17 protein-coding genes are annotated in these 16,928 nt (G+C 70.5%); 6 read left to right on the forward strand and 11 right to left on the reverse strand.

The genetic code is table 11. From position 1 onward, the window contains the following. Positions 1-542: 542 nt before the first annotated feature. From ABGA98_RS14530 to ABGA98_RS14570, 9 genes are all read right to left on the reverse strand, one after another. The gene (locus tag ABGA98_RS14530; RefSeq protein ID WP_347618776.1) at positions 543-1,859 is read right to left on the reverse strand and encodes a hypothetical protein; all 1,317 of its coding nucleotides are present in this window, start codon (positions 1,857-1,859) and stop codon (positions 543-545) included. Further along, a complete protein-coding gene (locus ABGA98_RS14535; protein ID WP_347618777.1) occupies positions 1,852-2,655 on the reverse strand; it encodes a polysaccharide deacetylase family protein in 804 nt (267 codons plus the stop codon). Before ABGA98_RS14535 ends, ABGA98_RS14530 begins: the two co-directional genes overlap by 8 nt. Continuing rightward, positions 2,652-3,593 (reverse strand): glycosyltransferase family 2 protein, encoded by a 942-nt coding sequence (locus ABGA98_RS14540; protein WP_347618778.1) that lies wholly within the window; start codon positions 3,591-3,593, stop codon positions 2,652-2,654. Before ABGA98_RS14540 ends, ABGA98_RS14535 begins: the two co-directional genes overlap by 4 nt. Before the next feature lie 11 nt (positions 3,594-3,604). Further along, the gene (locus ABGA98_RS14545) at positions 3,605-4,438 is read right to left on the reverse strand and encodes a glycosyltransferase family 2 protein (RefSeq protein WP_347618779.1); all 834 of its coding nucleotides are present in this window, start codon (positions 4,436-4,438) and stop codon (positions 3,605-3,607) included. Positions 4,439-4,587: 149 nt separating this feature from the next. Beyond that, positions 4,588-5,715, reverse strand: a complete 1,128-nt coding sequence (locus ABGA98_RS14550; RefSeq protein ID WP_347618781.1) for a GNAT family N-acetyltransferase — start codon at positions 5,713-5,715, stop codon at positions 4,588-4,590. Beyond that, positions 5,712-6,080: a hypothetical protein gene (locus tag ABGA98_RS14555; protein WP_347618782.1), complete on the reverse strand. Its 369-nt coding sequence runs from the start codon at positions 6,078-6,080 to the stop codon at positions 5,712-5,714. Before ABGA98_RS14555 ends, ABGA98_RS14550 begins: the two co-directional genes overlap by 4 nt. A 292-nt stretch (positions 6,081-6,372) precedes the next feature. Further along, on the reverse strand, positions 6,373-7,935 hold the full coding sequence (locus ABGA98_RS14560; protein WP_347618783.1) for a sigma-70 family RNA polymerase sigma factor: 1,563 nt from the start codon (positions 7,933-7,935) through the stop codon (positions 6,373-6,375). A gap of 326 nt (positions 7,936-8,261) precedes the next feature. Then, entirely contained in the window at positions 8,262-10,034 is a 1,773-nt protein-coding gene (locus ABGA98_RS14565) for a substrate-binding domain-containing protein (RefSeq protein WP_347618784.1), read from the reverse strand. Between the two features lie 134 nt (positions 10,035-10,168). Next, entirely contained in the window at positions 10,169-10,723 is a 555-nt protein-coding gene (locus ABGA98_RS14570; RefSeq protein WP_347618785.1) for a cation transporter, read from the reverse strand. 226 nt (positions 10,724-10,949) lie between these two features. On the opposite strand from ABGA98_RS14570, the gene ABGA98_RS14575 reads away from it, so the two are divergent. From ABGA98_RS14575 to ABGA98_RS14595, 5 genes are all read left to right on the forward strand, one after another. Beyond that, positions 10,950-11,720 (forward strand): DUF4184 family protein, encoded by a 771-nt coding sequence (locus ABGA98_RS14575; protein ID WP_347618786.1) that lies wholly within the window; start codon positions 10,950-10,952, stop codon positions 11,718-11,720. After that, positions 11,713-12,525: an RNA methyltransferase gene (locus ABGA98_RS14580; RefSeq protein ID WP_347618787.1), complete on the forward strand. Its 813-nt coding sequence runs from the start codon at positions 11,713-11,715 to the stop codon at positions 12,523-12,525. Before ABGA98_RS14575 ends, ABGA98_RS14580 begins: the two co-directional genes overlap by 8 nt. A gap of 80 nt (positions 12,526-12,605) precedes the next feature. Then, positions 12,606-12,869, forward strand: a complete 264-nt coding sequence (locus ABGA98_RS14585; RefSeq protein ID WP_347618788.1) for a DUF4235 domain-containing protein — start codon at positions 12,606-12,608, stop codon at positions 12,867-12,869. 52 nt (positions 12,870-12,921) lie between these two features. Then, positions 12,922-14,052: a histidine kinase gene (locus ABGA98_RS14590; RefSeq protein ID WP_347618789.1), complete on the forward strand. Its 1,131-nt coding sequence runs from the start codon at positions 12,922-12,924 to the stop codon at positions 14,050-14,052. After that, positions 14,049-14,705: a response regulator transcription factor gene (locus tag ABGA98_RS14595; protein WP_347618790.1), complete on the forward strand. Its 657-nt coding sequence runs from the start codon at positions 14,049-14,051 to the stop codon at positions 14,703-14,705. The genes ABGA98_RS14590 and ABGA98_RS14595 overlap by 4 nt, the downstream gene beginning before the upstream one ends. Here ABGA98_RS14595 and ABGA98_RS14600 read toward each other — a convergent pair. Further along, on the reverse strand, positions 14,695-15,360 hold the full coding sequence (locus tag ABGA98_RS14600; RefSeq protein WP_347618791.1) for a DUF2306 domain-containing protein: 666 nt from the start codon (positions 15,358-15,360) through the stop codon (positions 14,695-14,697). The two genes, ABGA98_RS14595 and ABGA98_RS14600, sit on opposite strands and share 11 nt — an antisense overlap. A gap of 177 nt (positions 15,361-15,537) precedes the next feature. Between ABGA98_RS14600 and ABGA98_RS14605 the strand changes: the two genes are divergently transcribed. Next, on the forward strand, positions 15,538-16,527 hold the full coding sequence (locus ABGA98_RS14605) for an NAD(P)-dependent alcohol dehydrogenase (RefSeq protein WP_347618792.1): 990 nt from the start codon (positions 15,538-15,540) through the stop codon (positions 16,525-16,527). 13 nt (positions 16,528-16,540) lie between these two features. On the opposite strand, the gene ABGA98_RS14610 is transcribed toward ABGA98_RS14605, so the two are convergent. Continuing rightward, a complete protein-coding gene (locus tag ABGA98_RS14610; RefSeq protein ID WP_347618793.1) occupies positions 16,541-16,849 on the reverse strand; it encodes a hypothetical protein in 309 nt (102 codons plus the stop codon). Positions 16,850-16,928: the final 79 nt, after the last annotated feature.

The raw sequence follows: 16,928 nt of genomic DNA on the forward strand, positions 1-16,928 counted from the left end.
GCCGGACGACTGGGAACCGCCGGACGACTGGGAACCGCCGGACGACTGGGAACCGCCGGACGACTGGGAACCGCCGGACGACTGGGAACCGCCGGACGACTGGGAACCGCCGGACGACTGCGAACCCGCGGACGACTGCGAACCCGCGGACGGTTGCGTTCCTCCGGAGGGTTGCGCTCCGGACGGTTGGGAGCCGCCGGGTGGCTGGGTGTCGGCGGCGGGTGGGGGGCGGAGCCCCGGGCTGGTCGGGGCGGTCTCCGGTGAGGAGCCCCCGTCGCCCTTCCCCGGCGGAGGTGTCACCGGGAGGCGGATGGCCGTGGTGCGCTCGGAGCCGGGCTCGGCGGCGCCCTCAGCGGCTTCCGCCTCGGTCTCCTCAGACGTGCCGGAGCCCTCACCAGGGGGCTCGAACGTCAGCTTCGGGATGATCCCGGTAGCCTCCGGATCGAAGGGCACGTCTGAGTCCTCCTTGTCCCCGCGCGCATCCGGGGAGCCCGTGGTCCCCGGTGTCACGCCATTGCTGTCCCGTTGTCTCGCGTTGACCATCATGCGGTCCCGGACGACCCCTGAGTGACAGCCGGTCGACCTGTATCGCCGAATCCGAGAATCTTACGCAGATTTCCGAAGATCAACAGCGCAACGAGGAGCTCGCTGGCCAGCAGACCGTATCCCACCGCGTTCACCCCGGCGAAGGGGAACAGCGCGAGCGTGGACACCAGCACCAGGACGGCCAGCCCGATCTGGACGACGGCCAGCGTGCGCGCCCTGCTCTGGGCGCGCAGCGCGCTCAGATAGACCTCGATCAGCACCCGGGGCAGTACGGCGAGCGCCATGAGCCGCAGCAGCGTCGTGCCCTCCTCGGCGAAGGCGGGCCCGAAGATGGTCAGGATGAGCGGCGCCCCGGCGATCGCCACCGTGATGATCGGAATGACGATCATGAAGGCGCGCCGCAACGCCCGCCGGCAGTTCTCCGCCAGCTGGGACCGGTCGAACGAGCCCTCGACGGTCAGCGACACCGCCATGTTCATGGCCAGCAGCTCGATCATGCTGGCCAGGGTGTGCGCCATCGAGAAACGCCCGAACGTGGCCTCGCCCACCTGGGTGGCGATCACCACGGGCACCAGGTAGACGATGGCCAGGATCGACAGCGTCCCGGGGAAGTCGCCCGCCAGGAACCTTCCAATTTCGCGCAGACGAGGAGGCTGCAGCTCCGCGCCGGCCTGCCTGGTGTGCCGGGGCACCACGACGCCGAAGATCAGGAAGTTGATCGGGATCAGTGCGAGGGCGGTCGGGACGACCCAGGAGACGAAGATGCCGCCGGAGGGCAGCGCGCCGGCGAGCGCGACCAGCAGCCCCATCTTGACCAGGCCGAAGATCAGGTTGTTCAGCGGGACGAACGGGGCCCTGCGCAGGCCGGTCAGCACGACGTCCTGGAGGGTGAACACCGCCCACACCACCACGGACCCCAGGAAGAACAGCCCCGGCCCGAACCCGGCCAGCACCGAATAGGTCTCGCCCCACAGGGGGAGCGTCAGCAGGAAACCGACCGCGGCGACCCCGCCCGTGGCGGCGGCCAGGCCGTACCCGCGCAGGATGAGCTCGGGCGTGCGGCGGCCGGCCACCGGCAGGTAGCGGGCGAGCGCTCCGACGAACCCGAGCGCGACCAGCGACGCGAACAACCGCATCGCCGTGATCACCGCCTGGCCGCGGCCGAACTCGTCGGGGGTGTAGTAGTGGGCGGCCAGCAGCCAGTAGCCCATGCCGAGCACACCGGTGATGACGGTGTTCGCCATGAGCGCGTAACCCTGCCGGAACAGCGGGTTGCGCAGGTCGACGAGGATCCGTCCCCAGACCCTAGACATTGCCGCGCACCCGTTGCAGCCCGTACCTCGTCCTGCGCACGACGGCGTAGCCCTTGGTGAGGATGCGCTCGCGCATGTAGATGAGAGGTACGGCGGTGCCTTCGACGGCGCGCTTGAACATGTTGATGGTCGTGCCCTTGCCGACCGTCAACCGGGGGATGGCCAGCATGTCGTGCCGGTCCGCGGCGATCGTGTTGCTGACGGCGCAGGCGGCGAAGTAGCCGGCCTTGCGCACCTCGCGGCGTACGCGGGCGCTGGAGTAGCCGTAGGGGTAGGCCATGGTGGCGACCGGCGCGCCGATCTTCTCCTCCAGCAGGCCCTTGTTCCTGCGCAGCTCCTGCCGAAGATCCTCGGTGCGGAGCTGGTCGAGCTGGGGGTGGCTGTGGCTGTGGCCGCCGATCTCGATGCCGGTCTGCGCGGCCTCGCGGGCCTGGCCCCAGGACAACATGTCGTCGAGCGGCCTGCCCGCCGCGTCGTCGCCCGCGTCGGACACCCAGCCGCTGGTCAGGAAGACCGTGGCGGGGAAGTTGTAGCGCTCGAGCAGCGGCAGCGCGTGGCTGTGGAAGTCGGCGTAGCCGTCGTCGAAGGTCACGACGACCGGCTTGTCGGGCATCGAGCGGCCGTTGTTCTTGTTGAGCGAGGCCACCAGGTCGCCGAGCGTGAGCGGGGTGAAGCCGTTCTCCGACAGGTAGGCCAGCTGCTCGGCCAGGTCGGAGGGCCGCACCGCGTGCGGCCTGGTGTCGTCGTTGGGGCTGTCGGTGACCGAGTGGTACATCAGGATCGGGACGCGGATCATGAGCGTGCCACCTTCAGCCGTGCCGTGCCCACCACGTAGCCCCAGGTCGTCCAGGCCAGCCCGATCACGATCGCGGCGGCCCGGCCGAGCCCGCCCAGGTCGCCCCGCAGGGCTTCGCCCACCCCGCGCAGCGCGCCGAGCGGCAGCGTCTTGATCGCGTGCGCCCGCTCGCTGGCGAGCCCGTCCTGGGTGCCGACCTCCTGCGTCACCAGGGCCTTCGACAGGCCCTCCGCGTAGCACCTGGACCGGAAGTAGGCGAAGCCCTCGCGCTGCTTCGACACCTTGTGCCCGATCACCGCGCGCGGTTCGAACAACATGACGGAGCCGGGCCTGCGCTGGGTGAGCCGGATGCAGAACTCGGTCTCCTCGCAGCCCAGCGGCCGTGACTTGCGCCCTTGCACGCTGCGCCCGATGCCGCTGTGGAAGCCGCCCACCTCGGACACGACGTCGCGCAGGAAGGCGGCGTTGCCGCCCATCACGTTGCGGATCGGCGCCCTGACCGCGGGCATGCCGCGGTAGGTGCAGCCGACCGTCCAGTCGAACTCGTACGGGAACCACCGCGGCCGCCTGCCGGACGCCCACAGGGGGTCGGTGCGACCGCCCACGCCCACCACGCCGGGTTCCTGGAAGCCCTCCTCCAAAGCCTCCAGCCACCCGGCGTCGGCGACGGCGTCGTCGTCGAGGAACGCGACGATCTCACCGTTGGCCGTGGCCGCCCCGGTGTTCTTGCCTCCGGACAACCCCTGCTCGTGCGTGTTCTCCACCACGATGGCCTGTGGATATTCGCGCTTGAGCTTAAGGTGCAGGTCGGGGTTGTGGTCGACCACCAGGATCAGCTCGTGGGCCGGGCGGGTCTGGTTCTCGACCGACTCGACTGCCTGCCTGATGTCCTCCCACCGGTCCTCGGTGTAGACGCAGATGACAACAGACGTGTTCACAACGGTCCTTTTTATGCGACGCCTCGGTCAGCGGCAGGAGTGGCGGTGGGCTCAGGCTGGGGCGGAGAGGGCTGGCGGCGCCACTCCTTCAGGATGGTCCTGAGCACACGGAAGCCATCTCGTACGACGTGCAGGTTGCTCTCGCCGTGGATGCGGTTACGTTCGTGACTCGGCACCTCGTGCACCTTCAGCCCGGCCTTGGCCGCGCGCACGTTCATCAGCGTCTCCACCTCGAAGCCGTCGCAGTCGAGGTCGAGCACGTCGAGGTGGCGCGCCCAGAAGGCGTTGTAGCCGTAGCACAGGTCGGTGTACTGGGTGCGGTACATCACGTTGACGATGCCCGTGAGGACCTTGTTGCCCAGACGGCGGTTGAGCGTCAGGTCGTCGCTGCCGCCGCCGGCGGCGTAGCGCGAGCCCTTGACGAAGTCGGCGCCGGTCACCAGCGCGCCCACGAAGTTGATGATCTCGCGGCCGTCGGTCGAGCCGTCGGCGTCGATCATCACGATGATGTCGCAGGTGCACGCCGCGAAACCGGCGGCCAGGGCGTCGCCCTTGCCCTTGCCCGTCTGGGTCACGACCTTCACGTTGGGCCGCAGCCGCCTGGCCACGGCGACCGTGTCGTCGACGGAGTTGCCGTCGACCAGCACGATCTCGTCGACCCACTGCGGGATGGTGGCGAAGACGTGCGGCAGGTTCTCGGCTTCGTTCATCGCCGGCACGACCACGCTGACCGTCGGGGAGATGGCCAGGTGCGGCGTCACGGGCGTGAAGCTCGACGGTGGCGGCATCGACCGCAGGGGTCCGGCCTGGATCTTGCCGTTGTGCTTGGTTATCTCGGGACTCATGGCGAGGAAATCCTTCCGGCCGGGACCCCGTCGTGCGAACCGGACGAGGCCATCCCCGGGTGCTGCGGGAATGACGAAACCGGTGGGCGGTGCATCGGGGGTCCTGTGGAGAGTGAGGGTGTATGTGCTGGTGCCGGGGGTGGGAGCGGTCAGCCCGCTCCCGATGCTTCCTTGACTACATTGGGTGACTCCTGCTGTTGCACTGAGGTGCGCACCCGACCAAAGCCCTTGAGGACACGGTCGGCCGCCTTATAAAGAGACGGTCGGTCCATGACAATTGTTCGGGCCTTGTTGAAAGGAGTTCGGCCGATCCAGTGCACCGCCGCGGTCGCGGACGGTCTCGAGATGCGGCCTTCGGCGACGTACAGGACCCCGCTCTTGAGCCAGTCTTTGTACTCCTTGCCGCCCTTGCCCATGTCGACCATGTGCAGCCCGTCGTTCGCGGCGGCCTCGGCCATCTGGAGATGATGGACGATGCCCGGCGAATAGCGGGCGAACTCGGTGTCGTAGGCGGGGAACCACCCTACAAGCGTGGTGGCCGTACGGAGGCCGAAATGTCCGGCAACTGGAACGTCGCCCGCATAAAGCATGGTGAGCACGCCTCCGAAATCAGATGACTTTTCGGCATGCATCATTTCGGTCAGCTCGACGATCCACGGCTGGGCGAACCTGTCGACCCGGCCGGTCCTGCGGTATTGGTCCGACTTCCAGGCCAGCAGGGTGCGCAGCACCTCGGGGTCGGGGGAGGTCCACGCGAAGCGCAGCTCTCCCTGGTCCCTGCCGAGCTTGCGCTCCTTGTAGCGGACGGTCTTGAGGTTCTTCGGCGAGTTGGCCTTGACCTGGTCGATCCAGGCCTCGAATCCCGAGGTGAAGTCCATGACCGGGGCGGGCCGGACATCCTGCTCGTAGGGGGCGAAGGTGGGCTGCCCCGCCACCAGATGGTCGAAGTCGAACACGCTGAGCTTGCAGGCTCGCAGCAGCGCCTTGGCGTCGAGCTCCAGCTCCGGAGTGGCGATCAGGCCGTGGCAGGTGGTCAGGAAGCCGCCGAGCGGCTTGCCGATGCCGAAGCTGTGCCGTTCGTACGGGAAGAAGCCGGCGATGCCGGCGCCGTCGGAGATGACCGCCACCCTCACGTAGTCGCGCAAACGGTCCATCGCGACGGCGAACTCGACGGACAGGAACGGGTTGTCCAGACTCGGGTCGGACCTCTGCAGCTCCCGCCACCGGGCGCGTTCGGGGTCTCCGAGGTCTCCCGGCCGAACTACCTGGATGTTCACCTTGCCCTGGCCCCCTGTTCGGTCGGCATGCTCTTCCCCCGGTACAACACGCGAAGCACGTACATGAACCCTCCGAGCACGGCGACGGTCGCCACACCGGCCCTCGGCGACCATGCGTTGAACAGCAGCATGGCCTGCGCGAGAAGCACGTTGAGTACGAGACTTGCGGCAGCCCCTACTGATAGTGCGGCAAGGGGATCACGATCACGCAACAGTCCCACCACTGCGGCCCCGGGAACGAACAGAAGGAACAGGGAGATCAAGAACGGGCGCAGCGGTGTCTCGATGTCGAACAACGCGACTATCGCCCCCGCTATGCAGGCGAACGCCAGCACCCACGCCAGCGCTCTGCGGTGCTTGAGCATCTCCTGGTTTTCTCCTGATCTTCCTGGTCGGAGCGTGTTTGATCGCAGTTCATGGGACCAATCGGCGCCTGGCACGTCAATGCCGACGCTTGGTGACGCTGACCGGTTCACCCGCAGGCTGAGATTTCTCATGTGAACTTCAGCACATGGTCAAGCGCTCATCGGCCCTGGAGTGGTTCCCAAGCACACCAGAATGCCCTATGAGGCCGGGGATCTTCGAGCCAGGGCCTGAATTATGCCCGATTGTCGAGTAATCGGCGATCTACCAGCACGTGGCGTGACGATGACCCGTTCACTCGTCCATGGTGTCCACGGAGGAGCTCTCCGCACCGGCGGTGGGCGTCTCCGGAGGCTCGGTGATGTCCGTGGGCACATCGCCGTCCGGCGCGTCGGAGGCAGGCGGCCGCTGGTCGGCCACCCAGGACATCGAGCAGGATCTGGTGCCGCCGTTCGAGGTGAAGGCGACGCGGCCGCTGCCGGACACCGTCGGGTCGATGGCCGTCACCACCACCCGCACGGAGCCGCCCGCCTTGATGGACCCGCTCGCCGGGTGCACATCCAGGCCCTGCGAGGCGGTGGCCACCCAGGAGACCGGGGCGTTGCGGGCACTGAGCCCGATCCTGGCCAGGCCGTCCGTCCCGTCCGGGCACGACGCGACGAGCCGCGGGCCGGGCGCGGGCCTGCGCCGGGAGGCGGTCGGAGCGGGCGCGGGCCTGGTGCGGGGCCGCGCGGCGACCGGCCGCCCGCTCGGCGTGCGCCTGTCCGGCCGGGTCGCGCTCGGGGTCGGCGTCGGCGAGGGCGTCGGCTCGTCCTCGTCCTCCTCCAGAACGGGCTCAGGAGCGGGGCTCTGCGCCACGGAGAGCGCGGGGGAGGGCGCCGGCGGCAGCACGGTGCCGCTGGAGACGTCCCGGCCGTTGATCACGACCACGGCGCCCGTCGCGGCCAGCAGGCAGGCCCCGGCCAGCACCACCGGCGCCGACCGGCGCGGCCTGCGCCGGCGCGAGCGGCCCTCCACACCCACGGGGAACCCCGTCCGGTCGAAGCTGTCGCCGCGATCGGTGATCAACGTACGGGTCTGGTCGCGCTCCGGGTTGACGCACGTGTCGACCACCCGGCGGCGCAGCGACAGCGGCGCGAACACGACCGGCACCATGTCCAGCAGCCGAAGGGCCGAGATCTGCCGGTGCCGGCCCTCGGTGCACACCTCGCACCCGCCGATGTGCCCCGACAACCGCCGGCGCAGCAGCGGGGTGAGCGGCCCCTCCCACGAGTCCACCATCGCCGACAGGTCAGGACAGTGCGCCCGCCCGGTCCTCGCCAGCACCACGGCGGCGGCGGCGTTCTCCAGGTGGTCGCGCGCGCGGCCCAGCCTGGCGGTCACCTGGCGCGAGGTCAGCCCGAGCACCGCGCCCACCTCGGCCGGGGTCAGTCCGTGGCGCAGCGACAGCACCAGGACCTCGCGCTCGTTCCTGCTCAGCTCGCCCAGCGTCTCGTGGACCAGATCGGCCAGTTCGGGGTCGTCATGCTCGCCGGGCTCCGGCAGCGGCAGGCCCTCCACAGGGGTGCCGCTCCGGTGCGACATCCTGGCCTGCGCCTGGAACCGGGCCAGCGCGTACAGCCAGGCCCGCAGCCGGGCGGGCTCCTTCAGCCGGTCCACGCATCCCTGCGCGGTGACGAGCGCGTCGTGCACGGCGTCCCCGGCGACCTCTCGCTCCTCGATGAGCGAGCAGGCGTAGTCGTGCAGCCGCTCGCCGTAGGAGTCGTACAGCCTGGCGGGGGCATCGGTGTCCGCGCGCCGCAGAGCCTCAACGAGCTCCTGATCGTCGGTACGGTCGACGCTCGGCCATCCAGGCACGGATTCCCTCCCCGCGGGTCGTACGGGCCACTCGGCCCCACGCGGAGAGGACGCCGCCCTCTTCAGCCCGGTTCGCCCCCCATGCCGAACGGTTATGGGCGTGCTTATGGCCTCCACTTCGTGGAGGCGGGCTCGGTCGCCCGATGCCGCCGTCTTCCCCCGCTCTGGTCGCTGCGCTCCCGCCGCTCCTCCAGACGACGGCACTCCCTCGCGGGTTCATGGCCTCACTCCGTTCGGCGGGCTCGGTCGCCTGATGCCGCCGTCTTCCCCCGCTCTGGTCGCTGCGCTCCCGCCGCTCCTCCAGACGACGGCACTCCCTCGCGGGCTCAGCCGTCGCAGTTGGGGGAGCAGAGGCGGCGCTCCATGCCCTGCAGGAAGAAGTCGCGGACCTGCAGGATGTCCTTGGCGATGTACGCCTCGCCACCCGTGGCCTTGGCCAGCGCGTCCATCTGCCGCTTGCCCTTCTCGGCCTCCGGGCCGAACGCGATGAGCAGGATGCTGATGGGCCGCTTCGGGTTGTAGGTCTTCTTCAGGTACCGCAGGATCTCGGCGTTCTCGACGCCGCCGTCGGGATCGTCGTTGCCGGCGCCGTCCGTGAGGATCAGCAGCGTGTTGATCTTGTCATGCCGGAACGTCTTGGTCAGCTCCGCGTAGGCGGCCCTGATCGTGTCGTTCAGCCCGGTGTCGCCCGTGGGCTTCGCCTGGATCTGGGAGAACGTCGTGGCCAGCGCCTCCTTGCGCAGCGCCCCGTCGATCGACTCGGTGAGCGGCCCGACGGAGACGAGTTCCTTCCAGTCCTTGTCCCGTCCGTCCAGATGCGTGGAGAACGTCCACAGACCCACCTCGGAGTCGGCGGGGAAGAGCCCGAGCCCCTCGGTCGCGATCTTGTTGATGGCCTGCATGCGGGTCATGTTCGTGCCGGGCACGGGCAGCGCCATCGTTCCCGAGACGTCGAGCAGGGTGAGCAGCCGGGAGCCGAGGTTCAGCCTCGACCAGGTCTGCACCATCCTGGCCACGGTCGCGGTGTCGGGCGGCTCCAGCGCGGTCGGCGGGTCAGGGGTGAAGCCCTTCTCCTCCGACAGCGCGTCGCCCGCCTTGCCGTCGGTGCCGCGGAACCCGGCGGCGCGCAGGATCTTCCCGGCCGACTCCGTCGTCAGGTTCTGCTTGAAGTCCGCCGCCGCCTTCAGCACCGCCGGGTCCTTGGCCAGGATCGTGACGGGGTAGTCGAGGCTGAGCGTGCCCTCCTTCGGATAGAGCGCCACCACCGGCGCCTCCGGCCTCTTCGCGTTGTGGGCGTGGATGGCCTGCTCGGAGGTCACCCCGACGGGCACCCTGGTGGACTTCACCGTGAGGCTGGCCAGCAGCGCCGTCGAGTCGGGCGCGAGCTGGCCGGACAGCTCCTTCAGCGCGCCCACGAGCGCCTTGTCCTGCTTGGCCTCCCTGGCCGTGCCGGCGGCGGCCAGCAGGGCGGTCAGCCCGGCGGAGTTCTTCTGGGGGTCGAGGGCCAGCACGCGTACCTTCTTGCCGGGCCCGTCCACGTTCGCGACGTTCGCCGCCGCGATCATCGCGCTCCAGCTCGGCTGCAGGGTGCCGGTGAGCTTCTGCGCGGCCGACTCGGCCGCCGCAAGCACCACGGGTGAGGTCGCGATCGACCCCTCGACCTGCGGCAGCGCCTTGCCTCCCGAGGTCTGGCGCATGCTCTCCATCAGCAGGCTGGAGTCGGCCACCCAGAAGTCGGCCGGCACCTTGCCCGCGGCCAGCGCGTTCGCGGTCTTCGCCGCCGCCTGCTTGGCCACCGTCACCTCGACGCACTTGCTGTCGATCGAGTGCATGGCCTTGTTGTAGTTGCCGGCGATCTTGTTGAGCGCGGGGTGGATGTCGGGGGTCGCGACGACGCGCAGCGGCAGCTTGCCGCTGGAGCAGTCGTGGTTCCTGTTGAAGATGACGAACGCGGCGACGCCGAGGAGCACGGCCATCGCGACGGCGCCCGCCAGCGGCACGAGCACCCTGCCGCGACCGTTGCCGGAGCGTTTGCGCGGGGGTGGAGGTTCGCTGGCTCTGTATCCGCCGTCGAGATCGTCTGTGCGGTGTCGCCCCACGATGCCCTCTTAGGTGTGTAGGAACCTTCCGGAGACCCTAGCGGGAGAAGCTCCGCAATACTCCGGGAACGATACTCGGTGCGGTCAGTGTGGTTAAACAGCCCTTTTGGTGCGACAATTACGGTGTGTTGCCATCAATGGCAGCATGCGTGACCGCGCCAGGCGCGCCTTCCCTCGCGTAGGGCGACCACCGCCAGAGCGACCGCGACGGCCGGGTCGACCCACCACCAGCCGATCGTGTTGAGCCACAATCCGGCGAGCACGCCCGCCGCCATGGCGGCGCAGATGAGGTTCTGCGTGCCCTCGCCCGCCGTCGACGGCGACGCCAGCCGCGCGCCGAGCCGCCGCTTGGCGATGCCCAGCAGCGGCATGCTGACCAGGCTGACCGCCGTCACCACGATCCCCAGGACGCTCGGCACCGCCCGGTGCCCCGCCCCCAGGTCGTACGCCACGTGGATGACCAGATAGGGCGCGAGCAGCCAGAAGCTCACCGCCACCGCCCGCCTGGCGGTGGTCTCCGCGCTCGGCGACAGCGTGCGGGCGCCGGTGAACCGCCACACCACGATCATGCTGGCCGCCGCCTCCATGACGGCGCACAGGCCCCACCCGATCAGCGCGACGGAGTGTGCCACGAGGCCCGCCGCCAGGCCGAGCGTGCTTTCCACGCCCAGCCAGACGAGCGTAGCCACCGAGAGTGTGCGAGCCGCGCGAGCGGCGCGCAACCAGTCTGCTGACGCGGCCGGATGCGTACGAATCCGCTGGTCAGGCACCATGAACCCCCGAATTCCCGGCTATCCGGCCGTCGACAGCGCTACGTACCGTACCCACTACTCTCGGTAACTTTAGATCGTGGGGGCAAAGGATGTTCAAGGATCGGCACATAATGGACGAAGATCGTCAGATGGGGGGAGACGATTGCCGTTCACGCCCAGTCACATGGCCGCGGTGGTGCCGCTGCTGGCATCGTCCCGGGTGCGCAGGTTCGCCGACCCGTGGGCGCTCGCGCTGGGTGCCATGGTGCCCGACCTGCCGCTGTTCCTGCCGTACCTGCCCGACTACACCGACTGGCACTCCTGGTCGGGCGTGGTCACTCTCGACCTCGCCGCGGTGCTCGTGCTGCTGCCGCTCTTCCACGTCGTGTTCAGGGACCCGCTGGTCGCCCTCCTGCCCGCCGCGCTCGCCGGCCGCGCCGCGCTGCTGGCTCCCGAACGGCTCAGGCTCCTGCCGATCGCCGCGGGCGCGGTGATCGGCGCCGCCTCTCACGTGCTCTGGGACTCCTTCACCCACTCCACCGGGGTCGTGGAATGGGGCGGCCGGCTCGGAGACCCCCTCTTCGGCGAGATCCCGCTCTTCCGCCTCCTGCAGTACGTCTCCTCCGCGATCGGGCTGGCCGTCGTCGTGTGGTGGGGCCGGCGCGGGCTGTCCAGGATGCCCGCCGAACCGGTGCCCGGCCGCCTGCGGATCTCCCCGCGCACGCGGTGGGCGGTCCTGACCACGTGCGCGGCGGGCACGGTGGCGGGCGCCCTCCTGTGGCCGCTCGTGGACGAACCGAGCCCGGAACTGGGCGTTGCCAGCGTGCTCACCAAGACGGGCACGGGCACCCTGATCGGCCTGTGCCTCGTCCTCACCTGCTACGTGGCGGTCTGGCAGGTCAGACGGCGCATGGCAGTATCGGAAGGTGCTTGAGTACGTCACCGACCCCGACGACCCGCGCCTGAGCGACTACACCCGGCTCAGGGACGTGGAACTGCGCAAGAGCCTGGAGGCCGAGCGCGGGCTGTTCCTCGCCGAAGGCGAAAAGGTCATCAGGCGCGCCATCGGCGCCGGCTACCCGATCCGCTCGGTCCTGACCACCCGCCGCTGGCTGGCGCCGCTGGAGGACGTGCTCGGCGACGCCACCGTCTACGTGGTGAGCGACGAGATCATGTCCGGCATCGCCGGCTTCCAGGTCCACCGCGGGGCACTGGCCTCGATGGGACGCCTGCCACTGCCCGGCGTCGAAACCCTGCTCAAGCGGGGCGGCCGGCGCCTGCTCGTGCTGGAGGACCTGGTCGACCACTCCAACGTCGGGGCGATCTTCAGGTCGGCGGCGGCGCTCGGCGTGGACGGCGTCATCCTGTCGCCCCGGTGCGCGGACCCGCTCTACCGCAGGGCGGTCAAGGTGTCGATGGGTGCGGTCTTCTCGATCCCGTACGCGCGGATGGACGACTGGTTCGAAGGGCTCGCGCACCTGCGGGAGGCGGGCTGCCAGACCCTGGCCCTGACCCCGGACCAGACCGCCGTCCCCATAGACGAGGTCAAGGCCGCGGGCCGGGTGGCGCTGCTGCTGGGCGCCGAGGGCGACGGGCTCTCGTCCCACTGGCTGGAGGAGGCCGACCAGGCGGTGTGCATCCCCATGAGCGCCGAGGCCATGGCCGCCGGGGTCGACTCCCTGAACGTCGTGGCGGCCGCGGCCATCGCCTGTCACGGGCTGATGCGCTCGTCCCCCTGACCTCTCACCCGGGTGGCTCGGCTGAGACGCGTTTAAGACACGCACACGGGGCACGGCGAAACCGTCGTGAGGAGACGGAGATGCACCCTGTACAGAAGGCCACCTCGCTGGGGATGGGCGTGCTCAGCGGCGCGCTGGCGACCCTGTTGTTCCGCCGGATGTGGAAGTGGGCCGCGGGCGAGGACGACTCGCCCGACGCCGAGGACCTCGAACGCGACCTGACGGAGATCCTGGTCGCCGCGGCCCTGCACGGGGCGCTGTTCGGCCTGATCAAGGCCATGGTGCACCGGGCGAGCGCGAAGACGTTCCGGCGCAGGTCGATCCAGGGCCGCGCGAAGGCCTGACGAACGCTCCCGGCCCGGTCCGCGGCGGGGCGGACTCTCGTACGATGAGGGCGTGCTTCGTTCCGTGTGGAACGAGCCCCCTCCCGCCGGCCCGCCCGCACGGGGCCGGCGGGACTGGGCGCTCGTAGGGGTGCTCTTGTCGCTCGCCCTGCTCGAAGGAGCCGTGCGGCCGGACATGCCGTGGCGGGCCGTCTCGGTGATCGTCACCGTCGTGCTGGTGCCCACGCTGCTCTGGCGCAGGACGCGGCCGCTGCTGATGGTCGTGATCGCCTTCACCACCTCGAGCGTCGTCCCGCTGTTCATGGACGGCGGCCGCCCCGACGCGTACACGATGGTGTTCGTGCTGATCCTGGTCTATTCGTTGTTCCGCTGGGGATCCGGCCGCGACGTCGTGATCGGGCTCGCGGTCATGCTCCCCGGAGTGCGCTTCTCGCTGGCCGGCGCGCCCCTCGCCCCCGCCGACGCCGTGGGCGCGTTCGCGGTCTTCTTCTCGGCCATGGCGCTCGGCGGGGCGCTGCGCTACCGGGCGAGGGCGCGGATGCGCGAGCTCGAGCAGGTCAAGCTGCTCGAACGCGAACAACTGGCCCGCGACCTGCACGACGTCGTCGCCCACCACGTCTCGGCCATGGCGATCCGCGCCCAGGCGGGCCTTGCGACGGCGGTGACCCGACCGGAGGCCGCCACCGACGCGCTGCGCGTGATCGAGGCCGAGGCGACGCGCGCCCTCGCCGAGATGCGCGCCATGGTGCGCGTCCTGCGCAAGAACGAGCCGGCGGAGCTGGCACCCAGCCGGCACATCTCCGACCTGCGGCAACTCGCCGGCAGGGGCCGCGTCGGCCCGTCCGTGGACGTGCGGCTCGCCGGAGATCTCGACGACCTTTCCCCGTCGGTCGGGGCCGCGATCTACCGCATCGCCCAGGAATCGATCACCAACGCGCGGCGGCACGCCCGCCACGCCACCCGCATCGACGTCCTGGTGGCCGCCGACGACACGTCGGTGCGCTTACGGGTGAGCGACGACGGCGACACCGCCTCGCCGCGCCAGGTGGACTCGCCCGGCTACGGGCTGCTCGGCATGATCGAGCGCGCCGACCTGCTCGGCGGCACCTGCGAGGCCGGCCCGGGCCCCGAACGCGGCTGGACCGTGACCGCCGTCCTGCCCAGGGCCGGGGCGGCGACGTGAGCATCCGGGTGATCGTCGCCGACGACCAGGAGATCGCGCGTACCGGGCTCAGGATGATCCTGGACGCCCAGCCGGACATCGAGGTCGTCGGCGAGGCCGGCGACGGGCGGCGGGCCGTCGAGCTCGCGCGCCGGTTACGCCCGGACGTGTGCCTGTTCGACATCCGCATGCCCCACCTCGACGGCATCGAGGCCACCCGCTCCGTCGCGGGGCCGGCCGTGGACGCCCCGCTGGCCGTCGTCGTCATCACCACGTTCGACCTCGACGAGTACGTCTACGCCGCGCTCAGGGCCGGCGCCCGCGGGTTCCTGCTCAAGGACGCCGGCCCCGACCTGCTCGGCCAGGCCGTACGCGCCGCCGCGGGCGGCGACGCCCTCATCGCCCCCAGCGTCACCGCCCGGCTGCTCGCCGCCTTCGCCGACTCGGGGCGCGGCACGCCGCCGGCGCAGCCCGTCGAGGCGCTGACGGACCGCGAGGAGCAGATCCTGCTCACCGTGGCGCGCGGCCGGACGAACAGCGAGATCGCCGCCGAGCTCCACATCTCGCTCAGCACCGTGAAGAGCCACATCGCGAGCCTGATGACCAAGCTCGGCGTGCGCAACCGCGTCGAGATCGCCATGTGGGCCTACGAGACCCGCCGCGTCAGGCCCTGACCGGACGGCCTGCCCGCCGCCTCCTGATGATGCACTCGGCCACGGCGAGGTTGATCACCCAGCCGGCGCCCACGAGCAGTGCCCTGCCGACCTCGTCAGGAGGAGCGGCCACGAAGAGGAACCAGAGCGCCTGCGTCACCGCCTGCGAACCCGCGCCCAGGCCGAGCGCGTACGCGCGCATCATCCAGGCGCGGTGGCGGGCGACGTCCCGGCGCAGGATCGCGGCGACGCCGAGCACGAGGGATCCGGCCATGAGCGTGCCGAACACGAGCCGGAAGGCGGCGAGCAGGCCGCCGTCCCCGGGCGGCAGGGCGGAGAACAGCGTCAGCCACAGGCCGGTCAGCGCCGCCGAGAGCCCCAGCGGGACGAGGATCCTGCCGAGCGCACGATGCCGGCGCGGCCGCCACCGCCCCCCGAACTGGAAGGCGCCCAGCAGGTTGTACAGGCAGGCGGCGACGATGTGCAGGGCCACGGGGAGCGGCGCGGCGAAGAACCGCGCGTTGTCCGGCGTGGCCTCGGCGCCGCCGGTCAGCTCGGTCAGGCGGATCGCCCCCGCGAGGAGGGGGACGAAGCCGAGCGCGATCAGGCCGGTGCGCGCGAGCCAGGTCGACCTGCCCGGCCTGGGGCGCGTGATCGTCGTGCTCTCGTGGGTCATGCCCCGATCGTGGCCGCGCGAGCGGTCACGGTCATCGCCTTTCAGGGCCGGTCCCAGGCGTCCGAACGGCTGACGGGGAGGTCGTACTTTCGGCTGTTACGCCCTCGTGCGGGGCTGTTCACACTGACGTTCGTGGTGGTACGCGACCGGCGTCACCGACGGCACGAGGAGCATCCCGTGAAGGCTTTCGTTCTGCGCTCGTACGGCTCACCCGACGTCCTGGAGCTCAAGGAGCTCGGCAAGCCGGAGCCCGGCGACGACGAGGTGCTGGTCCGGGTGCGGGCCACCTCCGTCCAGCCCTACGACTGGCACCTGATGAGAGGCGAGCCGATCGTCGCCCGCCTCATCGGCGAGCTCGGCCTGCGCCGACCCAAGATCAGCATCCTGGGCGCCGACGTGGCCGGCGAGGTGGCGGCGGTGGGGAAGAACGTGACGGAGTTCAGCCCGGGCGACGAGGTGTACGGGATGCCCCTGCAGGGCGGCTTCGCCGAGTACGTCTGCGTTCCCGAGCGCGGGCTGGCGCCGAAGCCCAGGAACCTGTCGTACGAGGAGGCCGCGGCGGTTCCCCTGGCGGCCGGCACCGCCCTGCTGGCCGTGCGCGACCACGGGCAGGTGCAGCCGGGGCACAAGGTGCTCGTCAACGGGGCCTCGGGCGGCGTCGGCACGTTCGCCGTGCAGCTCGCCCGCGCGTACGGCGCCGAGGTCACCGGCGTCTGCGGCTCGCGCAACGTGGACCTGGTGCGGTCGATCGGCGCGGACAAGGTCATCGACTACACCCGGCAGGACTTCACCCGGAACGGGCAGCGCTACGACGTGCTGGTCGACATCGCGGGAAGCCGCCCGGGCTCGGCCTGCCGGCGGGTGCTGACCGGGAAAGGGGCGCTCGTCGCCGTCGGCGGGCGGGCGGGCCGGTGGTTGCAGCCCGCCGGGCACGTCTTCTCGGTGCTGGCCGCGGGGCCGTTCGTGTCCCAGCGGGTGTCGTCCGCGGACGTGGTGAGGTGCGAGGAGACCAAGCGGAACCTGCTGACGCTGACCGAGCTCATCGAGGGCGGCGAGGTCTCGCCCGTCATCGACCGGAGCTTCCCGTTCGAGCGTATCCCGGAGGCCGTCGCCTACCAGGAGGCCGGGCACGCCCCAGGAAAGGTCGTCATCACGGTCGGCGACTAGGAGCCCGGGGCTGTCAGGGCTGCTCTTCGTTGAGCCAGTCAGGGTGCCAGTCAGGGTGACTGCCGGGGTCGGCGACGACCGGACGGCTCACGACGGTGCTGTCGAGACCCGTCTCCCTGATGTGGCGTTCGAGCGCGGGAGCCTGCCACGCGGTCGTGATGAGCGTGAGCTCCCAGCTGATCTCGTCGTGGCGGGGGGTCGGGCGTGGCGTCTCGGCTATGTCGATCGACGTGGCCAGTCCCGCGCGGAGGATGCCGTCGGCCAGCACGGCCGCTCTTTCGTGGCCCTCGATCGTCGCGCGGACCTCGATGAATTCCGCCATGGTCATCCTTTTCGAGGGTTGAAGGCCCACCCTACTGCGCTCAGGCGCGAGGTTGCTGTGCCCCAGGTCACCCCTAGCG

The organism is Nonomuraea sp. B1E8 (assembly GCF_039871515.1).
GTDB lineage: Bacteria > Actinomycetota > Actinomycetes > Streptosporangiales > Streptosporangiaceae > Nonomuraea.

Bases quoted from the DNA above. Each gene is read 5' to 3' on its own strand.
- ABGA98_RS14530 (WP_347618776.1), bottom strand. From the start codon at position 1,859: ATGTCTAGGGTCTGGGGACGGATCCTCGTCGACCTGCGCAACCCGCTG.
- ABGA98_RS14535 (WP_347618777.1), bottom strand. From the start codon at position 2,655: ATGATCCGCGTCCCGATCCTGATGTACCACTCGGTCACCGACAGCCCC.
- ABGA98_RS14545 (WP_347618779.1), bottom strand. From the start codon at position 4,438: ATGAGTCCCGAGATAACCAAGCACAACGGCAAGATCCAGGCCGGACCC.
- ABGA98_RS14555 (WP_347618782.1), bottom strand. From the start codon at position 6,080: ATGCTCAAGCACCGCAGAGCGCTGGCGTGGGTGCTGGCGTTCGCCTGC.
- ABGA98_RS14585 (WP_347618788.1), top strand. From the start codon at position 12,606: ATGCACCCTGTACAGAAGGCCACCTCGCTGGGGATGGGCGTGCTCAGC.
- ABGA98_RS14600 (WP_347618791.1), bottom strand. From the start codon at position 15,360: ATGACCCACGAGAGCACGACGATCACGCGCCCCAGGCCGGGCAGGTCG.
- ABGA98_RS14610 (WP_347618793.1), bottom strand. From the start codon at position 16,849: ATGGCGGAATTCATCGAGGTCCGCGCGACGATCGAGGGCCACGAAAGA.